10 protein-coding genes are annotated in these 16,447 nt (G+C 59.3%); all 10 read left to right on the forward strand.

Going from position 1 to position 16,447, the window contains the following annotated elements; translation table 11 throughout:
• Positions 1–42 precede the first annotated feature (42 nt).
• The 10 genes from chvG (at position 43) to addA (ending at position 16,416) form a co-directional block, all read left to right on the forward strand.
• On the forward strand, positions 43–1,833 hold the full coding sequence (gene chvG / locus T18_RS14310; RefSeq protein ID WP_038489260.1) for a two-component system sensor histidine kinase ChvG: 1,791 nt from the start codon (positions 43–45) through the stop codon (positions 1,831–1,833).
• Positions 1,823–2,287, forward strand: a complete 465-nt coding sequence (locus T18_RS14315; protein ID WP_038489257.1) for an HPr kinase/phosphorylase — start codon at positions 1,823–1,825, stop codon at positions 2,285–2,287. Before chvG ends, T18_RS14315 begins: the two co-directional genes overlap by 11 nt.
• A 125-nt stretch (positions 2,288–2,412) precedes the next feature.
• Positions 2,413–2,814, forward strand: a complete 402-nt coding sequence (locus tag T18_RS14320; RefSeq protein WP_003516318.1) for a PTS sugar transporter subunit IIA — start codon at positions 2,413–2,415, stop codon at positions 2,812–2,814.
• 12 nt (positions 2,815–2,826) lie between these two features.
• Positions 2,827–3,102, forward strand: a complete 276-nt coding sequence (locus T18_RS14325; RefSeq protein ID WP_003516321.1) for an HPr family phosphocarrier protein — start codon at positions 2,827–2,829, stop codon at positions 3,100–3,102.
• 130 nt (positions 3,103–3,232) lie between these two features.
• On the forward strand, positions 3,233–4,633 hold the full coding sequence (gene ahcY, locus T18_RS14330) for an adenosylhomocysteinase (RefSeq protein ID WP_038489254.1): 1,401 nt from the start codon (positions 3,233–3,235) through the stop codon (positions 4,631–4,633).
• A 208-nt stretch (positions 4,634–4,841) separates the two neighbouring features.
• Positions 4,842–7,424 (forward strand): sensor histidine kinase, encoded by a 2,583-nt coding sequence (locus tag T18_RS14340; RefSeq protein ID WP_038489250.1) that lies wholly within the window; start codon positions 4,842–4,844, stop codon positions 7,422–7,424.
• Positions 7,421–8,926 carry a tRNA (adenosine(37)-N6)-threonylcarbamoyltransferase complex ATPase subunit type 1 TsaE gene (gene tsaE / locus T18_RS14345; RefSeq protein WP_038489246.1) on the forward strand — a complete coding sequence of 502 codons (1,506 nt, stop codon included), beginning with the start codon at positions 7,421–7,423 and terminating at the stop codon, positions 8,924–8,926. Before T18_RS14340 ends, tsaE begins: the two co-directional genes overlap by 4 nt.
• Positions 8,927–8,949: 23 nt before the next feature.
• Positions 8,950–9,687, forward strand: a complete 738-nt coding sequence (locus T18_RS14350; RefSeq protein ID WP_038489243.1) for a nucleotidyltransferase family protein — start codon at positions 8,950–8,952, stop codon at positions 9,685–9,687.
• Complete coding sequence (addB, locus tag T18_RS14355; RefSeq protein ID WP_038489240.1) at positions 9,684–12,869, forward strand: double-strand break repair protein AddB; 3,186 nt, start codon at positions 9,684–9,686, stop codon at positions 12,867–12,869. Before T18_RS14350 ends, addB begins: the two co-directional genes overlap by 4 nt.
• Positions 12,859–16,416: a double-strand break repair helicase AddA gene (gene addA, locus T18_RS14360; protein ID WP_038489237.1), complete on the forward strand. Its 3,558-nt coding sequence runs from the start codon at positions 12,859–12,861 to the stop codon at positions 16,414–16,416. The genes addB and addA overlap by 11 nt, the downstream gene beginning before the upstream one ends.
• The last annotated feature ends 31 nt before the right edge of the window (positions 16,417–16,447 follow it).

Here is a 16,447-nt window from a genome sequence, read left to right on the forward strand (position 1 = left end):
ATCGGGAGAGACCACCGGAATTGTGGTGGCGAGGACATAGACTTGTTGAAGAAAACGCCGGAAACCGTCTCGGACAGTGACGATGCCGAAGATCGCGGCAGCGAACGCCGCCATCGTATCCATCCGCTGACGATCGTCCGACGCATTTTTGGCAATGCTGTGTTTTCCAGCCTCACGCGCCGCATCCTGTTCTTCAACGTGGCCGCGACGGTCGTTCTGGTCGGTGGCATTCTCTACCTCAACCAGTTCCGCGAGGGGCTGATCGATGCGCGGGTGGAAAGCCTTTTGACGCAGGGCGAGATCATCGCCGGTGCCATCTCGGCCTCCGCCTCGGTGGATACCAACTCCATCACCATCAATCCGGAAAAGCTGCTGGAATTGCAGGCGGGGCAAAGCATCACGCCCGCCCCCAATGACGAGGACTTGAGTTTCCCGATCAATCCGGAACGGGTGGCGCCGGTGCTGCGCCGGCTGATTTCGCCGACACGGACCCGCGCTCGGCTTTTCGACGCCGATGCCAACCTGCTTCTCGATTCTCGCCATCTCTATTCCCGCGGCCAGGTCCTGCGCTTCGATCTGCCGCCGGTGACGCCGGAAACCCAGACCTGGGGTGAATGGTTCACCAGCATGTTCAACCGCATGCTGCAACCGAGCAGCCTGCCGCAATACAAGGAAGCGCCAGGAGGCGACGGCTCGATCTATCCGGAGGTGATGAATGCGCTGACCGGCGTGCGCGGCGCAGTCGTTCGCGTTACCGAAAAGGGTGAGCTGATCGTTTCGGTCGCCGTGCCGGTGCAGCGCTTCCGGGCCGTGCTCGGGGTTCTGCTCCTGTCCACGCAGGCCGGCGATATCGACAAGATCGTGCGTGCGGAGCGCCTCGCCATCATGCGCGTGTTCGGCATCGCCACGCTCGTCAACATCGTACTTTCCCTCTTGTTGTCTTCCACCATCGCCACGCCGCTCCGGCGGCTTTCGGCGGCTGCTATCCGCGTGCGTCGCGGGGCCAGAACCCGCGAGGAGATACCGGACTTTTCGGCGCGTCAGGATGAAATCGGCAACCTTTCCATAGCGCTTCGTGAAATGACGACGGCGCTCTACGACCGTATCGACGCAATCGAAAGTTTCGCCGCCGATGTCAGCCACGAGCTCAAGAACCCGCTGACTTCGCTGCGCAGCGCCGTGGAAACCCTGCCGCGTGCCAAGACGGAAGAGTCCAAACAGCGGCTGACCGAGATCATCTTCCACGATGTCCGCCGCCTCGACCGCCTCATCAGCGATATTTCGGATGCCTCGCGGCTCGATGCCGAACTGGCGCGCGTCGATGCATCGCCGCTGGATCTCGACGTTCTTATGAAGGGTCTGGTGGATATCTCCCGCCAGATCAGCACAAAGAAAAAGAGCGTGGCGATCGACTATGTCGCCGACCGGAAGGCGGGAGCCAAAACCTCCTTCGTCGTGAACGGTCACGATCTTCGCATCGGGCAGATCGTCACCAACCTGATCGAGAATGCGCGCTCTTTCGTTTCCGAGGAAAGCGGCCGCATCACCGTGCGCCTTTCCCGTCACAAGGACCGCTGCATCGTGCAGGTGGAAGACAATGGCCCCGGCATTCAGGCCGAGGATATCGACCGGATTTTCGAGCGCTTCTACACCGACCGACCGGCAAGCGAAGGTTTCGGCCAGAATTCCGGCCTTGGCCTTTCCATCAGCCGCCAGATCGCCGAAGCCCATGGCGGCAGCCTGAGGGCAGAAAATGTCGTCGACAAATACGGCGTGATATCAGGCGCGCGCTTCACCCTGTCGCTGCCGGCGGCCGAAACCCATGAACGCTGAACGCTTCAACCTGCACGCAACCGCCATTGTCGTCGACAACACCGGCATTCTCTTCACCGGACCGTCCGGCAGCGGCAAAAGCGAGCTTGCTTTCAGCTTTCTGACGGAGGCGCAACGGTGCGGATTGCCGGCGGCACTGGTCGCGGATGATCAGATTTTCGTGTATCGCGACGGCGAAAACATTATCGCCGAGCGGCCGGAAGCGATTGCAGGACTACTGGAATTGCGCGGCAGCGGCATCGTTAACGTCAACAGCGTCCCGAGCGCCGGACTAAATTTCGCCGTTACGACAGTTCTTTCACCGGAAAATCCAAGACTTCCGGAAGATGACGAGGTGTTGTTGCTGCCCTGCGGCGGGCATCTTCCGCTTCTGCGTATTCCGCTTTCCAGTCTTACGCCCTATGGAAAATTTGCTGCACTTGCTCAAAATCTTTTTAAAACGAACGTGAAGTGACCACGATTCAGGCGATTTTAGGCTTGCGATTCGCATTTTCCTCATCAAGATGAAATCCCACCGATGGACAGGATTGCCGCGTTGCGATAGTCGGCAATGAGAGTGCGTGTGCAAGGGAGCATTTCATGATCGGACTAGTGCTTGTCACCCATGGCAAGCTGGCTGAGGAGTTTCGCCATGCGTTGGAGCATGTCGTCGGTCCCCAGAAATTGATCGAGACGGTTTGTATCGGTCCCGAAGACGACATGGATCAGCGCCGGCAGGATATCATCGACGCCGTTACGCGCGTCAATGATGGAAATGGCGTTATTATTCTGACGGATATGTTCGGTGGCACACCGTCCAATCTTGCCATCTCCGTCATGAACAACGGTAATGTCGAAGTCATCGCCGGGGTCAATCTTCCCATGCTGATAAAACTCGCAGGCGTTCGCAGCGAAGACAACATGGACAAGGCGCTCCAGGACGCATCCGACGCCGGTCGCAAATACATCAACGTCGCCAGCCGCGTTTTAAGCGGCAAATAAGAAGTCAGCCCCATGTCGCCTCACTCCCGGGAATTGCCGATCATCAACAAGCGCGGTCTCCACGCCCGGGCATCTGCAAAATTCGTGCAGATGGTCGAGGGTTTCGACGCGACGATTACGGTGTCGAAGGACGGAATGACCGTTGGCGGCACCTCCATCATGGGTCTGATGATGCTGGCGGCCAGCCCGGGATGCAGTGTCTATGTCGAGGCGAGCGGCAACCAGGCGGAAGAGGCGCTCGCCGCACTTGAGGCACTTGTTGCCGACCGCTTCGGCGAAGAAGCCTGACCCCCACCCCCATATAAAGACATAAAGACTTCTTTATATCGTTATTGCCAGATCGTTTTTGGCCTGCTAAACCGCTGCTACGTTTAAAAGCCGGGCCAGCAGGCATGGCATTTCTGATCTGGAGAACTTCATGAGCCTTGAGAAGGACTACATCATCGCCGATATCAACCTTGCCGCATTCGGCCGCAAGGAACTGGACATCGCCGAAACCGAAATGCCTGGCCTTATGTCCTGCCGCAAGGAATTCGGCGAGAGCAAGCCCCTGAAGGGCGCACGTATCACCGGTTCTCTTCACATGACGATCCAGACCGGTGTCCTCATCGAGACGCTGAAGGAACTGGGCGCGGACATCCGCTGGGCGTCCTGCAACATCTTCTCGACGCAGGACCATGCCGCAGCAGCCATTGCAGCGGCCGGCATTCCTGTTTTCGCGGTCAAGGGTGAGAGCCTGACGGAATATTGGGAATATACCGACAAGATCTTCCAGTGGACCGATGGCGGCCTCTCCAACATGATCCTCGACGATGGCGGCGATGCCACCATGTACATTCTGCTCGGCGCGCGCGCCGAAGCCGGTGAGGACGTTCTTTCCAACCCCGGTTCGGAAGAAGAGGAAATTCTTTTCGCGCAGATCAACAAGCGCCTCAAGGCTTCCCCCGGCTGGTTCACCAAGCAGCGTGACGCGCTGAAGGGCGTGACGGAAGAAACGACGACAGGCGTTCATCGTCTCTACGATCTTGCCAAGAAGGGCCTCCTGCCCTTCCCGGCCATCAACGTCAACGACAGTGTCACCAAGTCCAAGTTCGACAACAAATACGGCTGCAAGGAATCGCTGGTAGACGGCATTCGCCGCGCAACCGACGTGATGATGGCTGGCAAGGTTGCTGTGGTCTGCGGTTACGGCGATGTCGGCAAGGGTTCCGCCGCCTCGCTGCAGGGCGCTGGCGCCCGCGTGAAGGTCACGGAAATCGACCCGATCTGCGCGCTTCAGGCCGCCATGGACGGTTTCGAGGTCGTTCGCCTGGAAGACGTTGTGTCTTCCGCTGACATCTTCATCACCACCACCGGCAACAAGGACGTCATCCGCATCGAGCACATGCGCGAAATGAAGGACATGGCCATCGTCGGCAATATCGGCCATTTCGACAATGAAATTCAGGTCGCTTCGCTGCGTAACCTCAAGTGGACAAACATCAAGCCGCAGGTCGACATGATCGAGTTCCCGAAGGGCAACCGCATCATCCTGCTGTCCGAAGGCCGCCTGCTGAACCTTGGCAATGCCACAGGTCACCCTTCCTTCGTCATGTCGGCGTCGTTCACCAACCAGGTGCTGGGCCAGATCGAGCTTTTCACCAAGCCGGGTGAATACAAGAATGAAGTCTACGTGCTGCCGAAGCACCTCGACGAAAAGGTTGCACGCCTTCATCTCGATAAGCTTGGCGTGCGCCTGACAGAACTTTCCGACCTTCAGGCTGATTATATCGGCATCTCGAAGCAGGGTCCGTTCAAGGCAGAACACTACAGATATTAATTTCATAGTTAATATCCACTGAAATTACACAATATGTAGATGCCGTGCGCTTGACAAAGCGCGCGGCATCTTTTTTGCGCGCTCCCTTTCCGCAAATTTATGAAGACGGTATTGTCATCGAACTTGATTCGGACACGCCAAAGGGCGGCGGGGACGAAATGGGATGTCTTGTCGAAGATGCGGCACATAGGACGGAGACAGACCGGGGATGACGGTTCACAATTCGGATCTGCGCGAGCAGACAGTTCAACGCGTTGAAAACACGCATGCTGGCGTGGCATTGGGCGCGGCCATGGCGCGTTGCCGGCTGGCGATCAGTGCTGTGCGGACAGGCTTTTCACGGCTTCCCGTCCTGATGTCCGGCACGGTTCTCGCCGGCTCTGCAAATGTGGCGCTGGCGCAGGACGGTCTTGTCGCAAAGACCGGAGCGCGGCTGTTTTCATCCGGAGAAACCATCACCTATTCGCTTTTTGTCGGCATGCTTTCGGCAACGCTGTTTTCCGTCGTCTGGCTGGTGCGCCAGCGCGGTAATATCGAGGCGGAGAGCGGTGAATACCGCAAGGCGCTGGCAGAATCCCACCACAAGATCGCGAAATACGAGGCGCTTATCTCCGACAAGAGCCGGCGCATCGTCATCTGGGACGGCGTGGACAATCGCCCCGAATTTCTGGGGCAGCTGCCCGTAGAGACGGGCGCACCGCAGGCGGATCACGATTTTCTGGCCTTCGGGCGCTGGCTGAAGCCATCATCCGCGAGCCAGCTTGAAAAATCCCTCGAAAAACTTCGCAGCCACGCACAGAGTTTCGATCTGACCATCGAGACGCAGCGCGGCGAAGTCATTGAAGTTCAAGGCCGGGTTTCCGGCGGCAATGCCTTCGCGCGTTTCGTCGCCCTCAACAACCTGCGCGCCGAACTGGCCGAATTGCAGGTGGAGCGCGAGCGCCTGATCGCCTCGGTCTCCACCTTTCAGGAACTTCTCGATTCGATCGAACAGCCCGTCTGGCGGCGCAATGGCGAAGGCGAACTCATATGGGTGAACCACGCCTATGCGCACGCTGTGGATGCGCGCGATGCCGAACAGACCATTCAGGAGAAACGCGAGCTTCTGAACACCGTTACCCGGCAGAAGATACGTGCGGCCGCGACGCCGAGCTCCCCCTACCATGATCGCATTTCGACGGTGGTTTCAGGAAACCGTACCTTCTTCGACGTTGTGGATATCAAGACGGCGGGCGGTTCTGCAGGCATCGCCATCGATGCCACCGAAGCGGAAACCACCCGCGAGGAAATGAAGCGGGTTCTGAAAAGCCACGCCGAAACGCTGGATCATCTCGCAACGCCCGTCGCCATTTTCGACGGCCGGCAGCGGCTGCAATTCTACAATCAGGCCTTTGCCACCCTGTGGGGCTTCGATCTGGTTTTTCTGGAATCCGGCCCCGATAATTCCGAGCTTCTCGACAGGCTGCGCACCGCCGGCAAATTGCCCGAGCAGCTGAACTGGAAAAACTGGAAAGAGACGGCACTCTCCGTTTACCGCTCTCTCGATACCAAGACCGATCTGTGGCACCTGCCCAACGGCCAGACGTTGCGGGTTATCGCGACCGCCCACCCGCAGGGTGGCGCGACATGGGTCTTCGAGAACCTGACCGAACAGGTCGATCTGCAGATGCGTTACAACACCTTGGTGAAGGTGCAGGGCGAAACCATCGACCATCTGGCCGAAGGTGTCGCCGTGTTTGGTGCGGACGGACGTATTCGCCTTTCCAACCCGGCATTCAGGGCCCTCTGGGGCGTTACCGCCGAGCAGGCGGAAACTGGAACCCACATCCGCGCCGTGGAGGCCGCCTGCACGCAATCCTACGACAAGCCGGATGGCTGGCGCTCTTTCAGCCAGTTCATCACCAGCTTTGACGATGAACGCCCGTCGAGACAGGGAACGCTGGAACTACTCTCCGGCCTGGTCCTCGACTACGCCATTATTCCGCTGCCGGATGCGCAGACCATGCTGACATTCGTCAACATGACTGACAGCGTGCGGGCCGAGCGGGCGCTCAAGGAAAAGAACGACGCACTGCTCAAGGCCGACGAGCTGAAGAACGATTTCGTACAGCACGTCTCTTATGAGTTGCGCTCGCCGCTGACCAATATCATTGGCTTCACCGATCTCCTGAAGACCCCGGGTATTGGAGAATTGACGGACCGGCAGGCGGAATATCTCGACCATATTTCCACCTCGTCTTCGGTTCTTCTGACCATCGTCAACGACATCCTCGATCTCGCGACCGTCGATGCTGGCATCATGCAGCTGAACTATTCGGAAAACGATCTCAACGAATTGCTCGATGACGTTTCGGTGCAGATTGCCGACCGGCTACAGGAAAGCGGTATTTCGCTCGAGATCGTCGCACCCGCGCATCTCGGCAGTCTGGTGGCGGATCACCAGCGCCTGAAGCAGATCCTCATCAAGCTCCTCACCAATGCAATCAATTTTGCGCCGGAAGGGTCTTCCGTTCAACTTTCATGCCAGCGCAGCGAGGGTGACTTCCTGTTCTCGGTGGCGGACAAGGGACCGGGTATCCCCGAAGACATGCTCAAGGCCGTGTTTGACCGCTTCGAGACGCGCGGCAACGGCGGGCGGCGGACCGGCGCTGGCCTTGGCCTTTCTATCGTGGAAAGCTTCGTCAGCCTGCATCACGGCACTGTCAGCATCGACAGCCGGCCCGGCAACGGCACAATCGTTACCTGCCGCATTCCTTCGGGTGTGCACCCGCATTCCATCGCCGCAGAATGAGTGACGATATCCTGCCGATCACCCTTTCCCTCAATGGGGAAAAGGACACCATCCGGTTAGGCGAAGATCTGGCGCTGGCTTTGGGAGCTGGCGATTGCCTCGCGCTGATCGGAGATCTCGGCGCGGGCAAATCCACTCTCGCCCGCGCCTTCATCCGGGCGATGGCGGATGCACCTGATCTTGAAGTTCCAAGCCCCACATTCACGATCATCCAGACCTATCCAACACGTATTCCCGTTGCCCATCTTGATCTGTACCGACTGTCTGACGTCTCGGAACTGGACGAACTCGGCATCGACGAGATGCTGGAAGACGGTATCTGCCTGATCGAGTGGCCTGATATCGCCGCCGAAATCCTCCCGCCAAACCAGACCATCAGCCTGCGGCTGGAGCACTCCGGTGACGGGCGTCTGGCCGTAATCGATGCTCCCGAGAAACAGAAAGCACGGCTTGAGCGCGTTTTTGCCATTCGCGATTTTCTTGCGAAAAATGGCAAGGGCGATGCGACACGCCATTTTCTAAGCGGCGATGCTTCCACACGCGCCTATGAGACCATTTCCACCGATGGTCCGGACCTTATCCTGATGGACTGGCGACGCCCTTTGAGAGGTGCGATCGTTGCTGACGGCAAGACCTATGCGGAAATCGCCCATCTTGCCCAGGATGCCCGTTCCTTCGTGGCGATCGGCAATTATCTGCGAAATAGCGGCTTTTGCGCGCCTGAAATACTGGCGGCGGATACCGATCAGGGCATTCTCCTCCTGGAGGACCTCGGGCGAGATGGGGTGCTTGCGCGTGACGGAACGCCGATTGAGGAACGTTATCTGCAAAGCGTCGCCTGCCTCGCCGCCCTTCACAAATCTCCGGAACCGCGCAAGCTGCCGGTCGGTGACGGCAGCACCTACGAAGTGCCTCCTTTCGATCGACCGGCGATGAAGATCGAGGTGTCGCTGCTGGTGGAATGGTATCTGCCCCACAAACGCGGCAAATCACTGTCCGATACCGAGAAGCGTGACTATTATGCTCTCTGGGACGGCCTGATAGACGCGCTCAGTGGCTGCGAAAGCGGGCTACTTCTGCGCGATTTCCATTCGCCGAACATTCTCTGGCAAGAGCATAATGCAGGCATCCGGCAAGTCGGACTGATCGATTTTCAAGACGCGATGATCGGCCCGACGGCCTACGATCTCGCCTCCATCGTGCAGGATGCGCGGGTTACCATTTCGCCCGAACTGCAGGAACGCCTGCTTTCGCACTATCTCGACATTAGACGAGACGAGCCATCCTTCGATGAGACGTCTTTTCTCAAGGCTTTCGCCATCATGTCGGCGCAGCGCAACTGCAAGCTGGCCGGTATCTGGGTAAGGCTGTTGGAACGCGATGGAAAACCCGGTTATATGAAACATATGCCAAGGACGTTTCGCTATCTTTCCGCAGCGCTTTCGCATCCCGAACTGGCACCGCTCAAAGACTGGTGCGTCCATATGGGCATGGAATTTTAAAGACTGAAAGACGGTTGACCACGATGACGATCAAGAACGCGATGGTGCTGGCCGCCGGGCTCGGCACCCGGATGCGCCCGATCACGGATACGACCCCGAAACCGCTCGTCAAGATCGCCGGCAAACCGATGATCGACTACGCGCTCGACGCCCTTGTCGAGGCCGGCGCCGAGAAGATCGTCGTCAACGTCCATCACCATGCCGATCAGATGATCGCCCATCTTGAAACCCGTAACGACGCCGAAATCTTGATTTCCGACGAGCGGTCGCAGCTGATGAATTCCGGTGGCGGGCTTGCCAAGGGCCTGAAACTTCTGGAGCCAGGCCCCGTCTTCGTCATGAATGCCGATCTTTTCTGGATTGGCGAACAGCTGAATGCCGTCAGCAACCTGCGCAAGCTTGCGCAATTCTTCGATGCGACGCGCATGGATATGGCGATGCTCTGCGTCGATATGGACCGTACCACCGGTCATAACGGCAAGAGGGATTTCAACCTCTCTTCGGATGGTAGACTGGCGCGGTATCGCGACGGGGACACGAACCCGGTGGTTTATGCCGGGGCCATTGCCATGGATTCGCACCTGCTGGACGATGCGCCGGGGGATGCTTTCAACCTGAATATCTATTTCGACCGCGCCATCGAGAAAGAACGGCTTTTCGGGCTTTCACTGGATGGCCACTGGATAACCGTCGGCACTCCCGATGCGATAGACGATGCCGAAAGTATCATCCGGCAATACAGGGAAAAGCGCTCTGCATGACTTTCACCCATCACGCAAAGCGCGTCCTGACGATCGCTGCGGGAACACCGTTCCTCAAAACGCTCGCGGAAACGCTGTGTGACGGGACACTGACAGCCGGCTATAAATACGACCCTGCGGATCCGCTTTCGCTTGCCAAGGTGACGATCTATGTTCCGACCCGGCGCTCCGCCCGCGTGCTGCGCTCAGAGTTTGTCGATCTTCTGGGCGGCCGTTCCGCCATTTTGCCACTGATCCGGCCGCTCGGCGAAACCGATGACGACAGCGGCTTCTTCGAGATCGAAAATCCTGAGATCATGGATCTGGCGCCGCCGATTTCCGGCACCGGCCGGCAAATCGAGCTGGCGCGCCTCATTCTGGCATGGCGCAACAGCCTGCCCGACGCCATCAGGGCCATCCATTCGGACTCACCACTTGTCGCCCCCGCCAGCCCTGCCGACGCCATATGGCTGGCGCGCGCGCTTGGCGAAGTGATCGATGCGATGGATACGGAAGAAAAAGAATGGGAGGCGCTCGCGCATCTCGATACCGGCGATCACGCCCAATGGTGGCAGCTGACGGCGGATTTCCTGAAAATCGCCAGCGTGTTCTGGCCCGCCCGTCTTGCCGAACTCAATCGAACTTCCGCAGGCCGACATCGCAACGGCATCCTGAGGGCAGAGGCGAACCGGCTTGCCAACCTGCCGGACACCGGACCAATCATCGTTGCGGGCTCCACGGGCTCAATTCCGGCAGCAGCAGACCTTATCGCCTCTGTCGCCTCCCTGCCCCAGGGCGTCGTCGTGCTTCCGGGCCTCGATCTTACGATGCCGGAGGAACAATGGGAGGCTATTGCCGAGGACCCTACCGATCCTTCAAGCCGCACCCATTCGCAATACGGACTCTACATGCTGTTGCAGAAGCTCGATATCATGCGAGACGATGTCGTTCAGATTGGCGCTATCGATAGCGATCTTGAAAAACGCGCGGCGGTTTTTTCGGCAGCACTTGCTCCTGCCAAATCCACCAGCGACTGGAACCGCTGGCGTGAGGACAAGCAACCCGGATTTTTCGACGATGCTTTTGCGGCAGCGACCCTGATAGAAGCTGCAAACGAGCGCGAAGAGGCAACCGCAATTGCGGTGGCGCTGCGGCTGGCGCTTGAAGCGCCGGGCGCTGGCCGCCCGTCTCAGGCCGCGCTGATCACGCCCGATCGCGGACTGGCCAGGCGCGTGGCGACGGAATTGCAACGCTTCGGTATCGAAGCCGACGATTCCGCCGGTACGCCGCTTTCCGCCACGCCGCAGGCCGGACTGACGCAACTCGCACTGGAAGCTATCCTCAGGCCCGGAGATCCGGTGCCGGTCATTTCCCTTCTGAAACATCCGCTCAGCCGTTTCGGGCTTTCGCTGGAGGCTTTTACAAAAGCATCAAAGGCGCTGGAATTGATCGCACTTAGAGGCGGCCGCGTCGAAACGGAAATCGGCAATCTGGAGGCGGTTCTCGATGCGCAACTGGCGGCGCAGCGTGATGACCGGCATCCGCCTGCCTGGAGGCTGGCACTGCCCGAGGGAAGCGTAGACGCCGCGCGCGATCTGGCACGCCGGATCGCCGTTTCGACAGAGCCGCTTGGCAGCGCATTCGTTCGTAGCGACCGCTCAGGCCGGTCTTTCACGGACAAATTGCCGCTTTCCGATTGGGCCGAGCGGACGGGCCGGGTGATCGAAGCCATCTGCGCGGATGACAACAACGATCTTGCCACTCTCTGGTCCGGCGAGGCAGGCGACAAGCTTTCCGGCCTGTTTGGCGAATTGATGGAAAGCGGCGAAATCCTGGATGCGGATGGTCCGCAATGGGCTGATATCTTCGCGGCACTGGTGGCTGGCGAATCGATCAAGCCGCGATCCATGCGCCATCCGCGCATTTTCATTTTCGGTGCCCTTGAGGCACGACTGCAAAGCGTCGACACTGTCGTGATCGGCGGTCTCAATGAAGGGCTTTGGCCGGGCCAGACGGCAAACAACCCGTTTCTGTCCCGCAACATGAAGACAGCCATCGGTCTGGAACCGCCGGAGCGGCGCATCGGCCAGCTGGCGCACGATTTCGAGATGGCGAACGGGACACGGCAGATTTTCTACAGCCGCGCGCTCAGACAGGGCTCGACACCCGCAGTCGCATCGCGCTGGCTGCAGCGATTGCTGGCACTCGGCGGCGAGGATTTTGCCGAACAGCTGAAGAAGCGCGGCGAGACCTATCGCCACTGGGCAGCCCTGATGGATGCGACCATCGACCAGGAAGCAGCAAAGCGCCCTGCCCCCAAACCGCCGGCCGACTTGCAGCCGAAGAGCTATTCCTTCAGCGAAGTGGGCAGGCTGCGCCGTGACCCCTATTCGATCTACGCGCGGCGTATCCTGAAGCTCAACCCGCTTGATGGCTTCAACCGCGATCCCAATGCCGCCGACCGTGGCACGCTCTATCATGCAATCATTGAGCGCTATTCCCGCGAGGGGCATATTCCCGGCACACCGGCATCGCTCGAGGCCATGCAGCGTATTCTGGATGAGAGTTTCGACGCGGAAGATCTTCCTGCACATGTCGATGTCATCTGGCGCCCGCGATTCGAGGCGGTGGCACGCGCCTTTATCGACTGGGAGAAAGAACGACATCCATCCATCCGCCGCAGCTTTTTCGAGGCGCGTGCCGGACAGGAAATCCCCGAGGCAGGCATAAGGCTGACCGGCATCGCCGACCGCATAGATATCAAGACCGGCGGTCAGGCGGATATTATCGACTACAAAACGGGGCTTGCGCCTTCAGTCAATCAGGCGCGCGCGCTGCTCGACCCGCAGCTCGCGCTGGAAGCGGCAGCACTGATGCGGGGCGCCTTCCGCGAGGCGGGTTCGCAGACACCGGAAAACCTTATCTATGTGCGCCTGCGGCCGGGTACCCGTTTTTTTGCCGACCAGGTGAATAACGAACACTCCAACCGGGGTGGCAAAAAAGCACCGAAATCGGCAATTGAGCTGGCAACCGAATCAATCGATCAGCTGGCCAAGTTCGTGCGTTCGCTGCGTGATGGCGAGAACGGTTTTGCCTCGCGGCTGGTGCCGGAGGAGCAGCAGTCCTATGGGGGGGAATATGACCACCTCGCCCGCGTTTCGGAATGGTCGACGGCAGAACCGGGAGACGGCGATGATGATTGACCCTATCGATCACGGGCCTGCCACGGACACCCCGCAAAGCTGGATAGACTGGACGAGCGACCGGCAGCGGCTCGCCTCCGATCCGGCAAGTTCCGCCTGGGTTTCGGCCAATGCCGGCTCCGGCAAGACCCATGTGCTGACCCAGCGCGTCATCCGCCTGCTTCTGGCCGGGTGCCGACCTTCCGCAATTCTGTGCCTCACCTATACCAAGGCAGCGGCGTCCGAAATGTCGAGCCGCGTTTTCGACCGTCTGGCGGAATGGGCTACGTTGCCGGATAACGATCTTGGGGATCGCGTCGCTGCCATCGAAGGAAAGATGCCGGATCGCATCAAGCTGGCCGAAGCGCGGCGGCTGTTCGCCAAGGCGCTGGAAACGCCCGGTGGGCTGAAAATCCAGACGATCCACGCCTTCTGCGAAGCCTTGTTGCATCAGTTCCCGCTGGAGGCCAATGTCGCCGGCCACTTCTCCGTCCTTGATGACCGCGCCGCAACAACCCTGCTGGCCGAGGCACGTCGGTCGCTTTTAACGGCGGTTTCGACGGAGGGAGACACCGATCTCGCGCAGTCTCTCGCTTATGTGCTTGATTTGGCGGACGAAAGCGGGCTCGAATCGCTACTCACCGCCATCATCGCCAATCGCAGCGCCCTTCGTGCCTTTTTGATCGATGCAAAACAGGCTGATGGCATCGATGCCCAATTGCGGCAGGCAATGCAGATAGACGCGGGTGAAACCGAAGAAACGGCAGCGGCGTCATTCTGGCCCTTGCCCGGTCTCTCGGGGCTTTCCCTCGATACCTATCTGACGCTTGCCGACGAAGTGGGCGGATCGCGCGTCATAGATGTCGCTTATGCCCTGCGGGAAGCGAAACGGCAGACGGATTCCGTGCGGCGCATGGAATTCATCGAAGCTGCGCTTTTGACAGCCAAGGGCGAAAAAAAATCCGATGCCTATGTCATCAACAAGGGCATGCAGAAATCCGCACCCGATCTCGTCGACGCGCTGACGCTTGCGCGGGACCATGTCGTGGCCTGTCGCAACCGCTATCGTCTGGTGCGAATGCTGGAGGCGACGAAATGCGCGCTTGTTCTGGCTGAGAGACTGATCGGCGATTTCGAGGATCTGAAAAAGCAGCGAAGCCAGCTCGATTTTGAGGATCTGATCGAGCGCGCCGCCAATCTCCTCAACCGCGATACGGCGGGCGCCTGGGTGCATTACAAGCTAGATCAGGGTATCGACCATATTCTCGTCGATGAGGCGCAGGATACCAGCCCTGTGCAATGGTCGATCATCCAGTCGCTGGCGGCGGACTTCTTCAGCGGCGAGAGCGCCCGCATGGGGCGGCGCACGCTTTTTGCCGTCGGTGATGAAAAGCAATCGATCTATTCGTTCCAGGGCGCACGACCGGAGCGGTTTTCGCAGGAGCGCGACGAGACCAAAAGGCGTGTCGATTCGGTGGAGCAGGCATTTCACCGCATCCGCCTGCCGCTGTCCTTCCGTTCCACGGAAGATGTGCTGGCCGCCGTCGATCAGGTCTTTTCGGACCCTAAAAATGCCAGCGGCCTCAGCGCCGATAACGAGCCAGTCGAACACCGCTCCAACCGCGCCGGCCACCCCGGCACCGTGGAAGTCTGGGATATGGTGGCGCCGGAAACCGCCGAGGACGAAGAAGACTGGACGGCACCTTTCGATGCACTTCGGGAAAGCGCGCCGGCCACCATCGTTGCCCGCCGGATCGCCGCGCGCATTGCCGGCATGATCGGCAACCAGACAATCGTCGAAAAGGGCGTGGAACGCGCTATTGAGCCCGGCGATATTCTTGTGTTGGTCAGAAAACGCCATGCTTTCGTCAATGCGCTGACCCGTGAGCTGAAACGGCGCAAGAATATTCCAGTCGCCGGTGCCGACCGTCTTCGCCTGACCGATCACATCGCCGTGCAGGACCTTCTGGCGCTTGGCCGTTTTGTCGTGCTGCCTGAGGATGACCTTTCTCTGGCCGCGCTGTTGAAAAGCCCGCTTTTCAATCTCTCCGAAGACGATGTTTTCGACGTCGCTGCCACACGATCCGATACGGAGAGCGTGTGGCAAAGATTGCAGACGCTTTCGCAAGACGAGAACAGCCGCTTCTTCGCAGTCGCCAACAAGCTCAAGAACTTCATCGCGCTTTCGAAAACGGCAACGGTGCATGATTTCTTCGCTGCGGTTCTGACCCTGCATGACGGGCGCAAAAAGTTCCTGGGTCGTCTCGGCAACGAGGCGAGCGATGTCCTGGACGAGTTCCTGTCCTTTGCGCTTGACCATGAAAGGACCGGCTTGCCCGGCCTGCAAGCCTTCCTATCCGTTCTGGAAACGGATTCGCCGGAGGTGAAACGCGAACAGGACAAGGATCGCGGTGAAGTGCGGATCATGACCGTGCACGCCTCCAAGGGTCTAGAAGCGCCGGTTGTTTTTGTGGTCGATGGCGGTTCGAAGGCCTTCAACCACAGCCATGTCCCGAAACTGCGCTTCGTTGAAGCAGACGGGGATGCCTTCCCCGTCTGGCTGCCTGGCAGCGGTTTTTCCAATCATCTCATTCGCGCCGATGAGGAACGCCTGAAGACGGCCGCGGAAGACGAATATCGTCGGCTGCTTTATGTGGCGATGACACGTGCCGCCGATCATCTCGTCGTTTGCGGTTATCGCGGCCAGAAGGAAAATCCCGAATGCTGGCACGCCATCGTCAAGGCAGCACTTGCCGACAATGAAAAGCACTGCCAGCCGCAACAGTTTATGGCCGATGGTGAAGAGTGGCAGGGGCTTGTCTGGCGCAAGTCCGATGCTCGTTCGACCCCCGCTCCGAAAAGGCTGCCTGAACCACAGACGCAAGAAGAATATGCTCTCCCGGCGGGGCTTCTTACCCCCTTGCCCGCCCCGCCATCATTGCCGAGGCCACTCAGCCCTTCCGGCGCGGGCACCATCATTGATGACGGTGCGGACGATCTTGCCGTGCGTTCGCCGCTTTTCGGCGAAAAAGCCGATGTCTCCTCGCTGGCATTGCAACGCGGTCGGTTGGTGCATCGCATGCTGCAGGCCCTGCCGGATTTTGCCGAGAGTGAGCGGGAAGAGGCAGCCCGCCGTTATGCCGAACGTGCCGCACGGTTCTGGCCGTCTGCCGAGCGCGAACATCTGATACGGGCGGTTTTGCGGGTCATGTCCGAACCATCTGTACAGCCGGCATTTTCGCCCAATAGCCGCGCAGAAGTTTCCATTATGGGGACCATGACGATCGGCAGGCAGCATTATGCGGTTTCCGGCCGTATCGACCGGCTGGCAGTGGATGGCGACCGCGTCATTCTGGTCGATTACAAGACGAACCGAGTTCCGCCGCGCGACGCGCACGAGATACCCTTCTCCCACACGGCACAGCTTGCCATCTATCGCGAAATTCTGTCACCGCTTTATCCCGGCAAGGAATTTGTCTGCGCGCTGATTTATACGGAAAATGCCGCTTTTATGGCGGTTGGTGACGATGCCATGATGCAAGCCCTTGCCGCAATAAAGACAAAGTGAGATACCGGGGCATTGAAATTTCGACGCGCCC

It is taken from the genome of Rhizobium sp. TBD182, assembly GCF_001950375.1.
Taxonomy (GTDB): domain Bacteria; phylum Pseudomonadota; class Alphaproteobacteria; order Rhizobiales; family Rhizobiaceae; genus Agrobacterium; species Agrobacterium tumefaciens.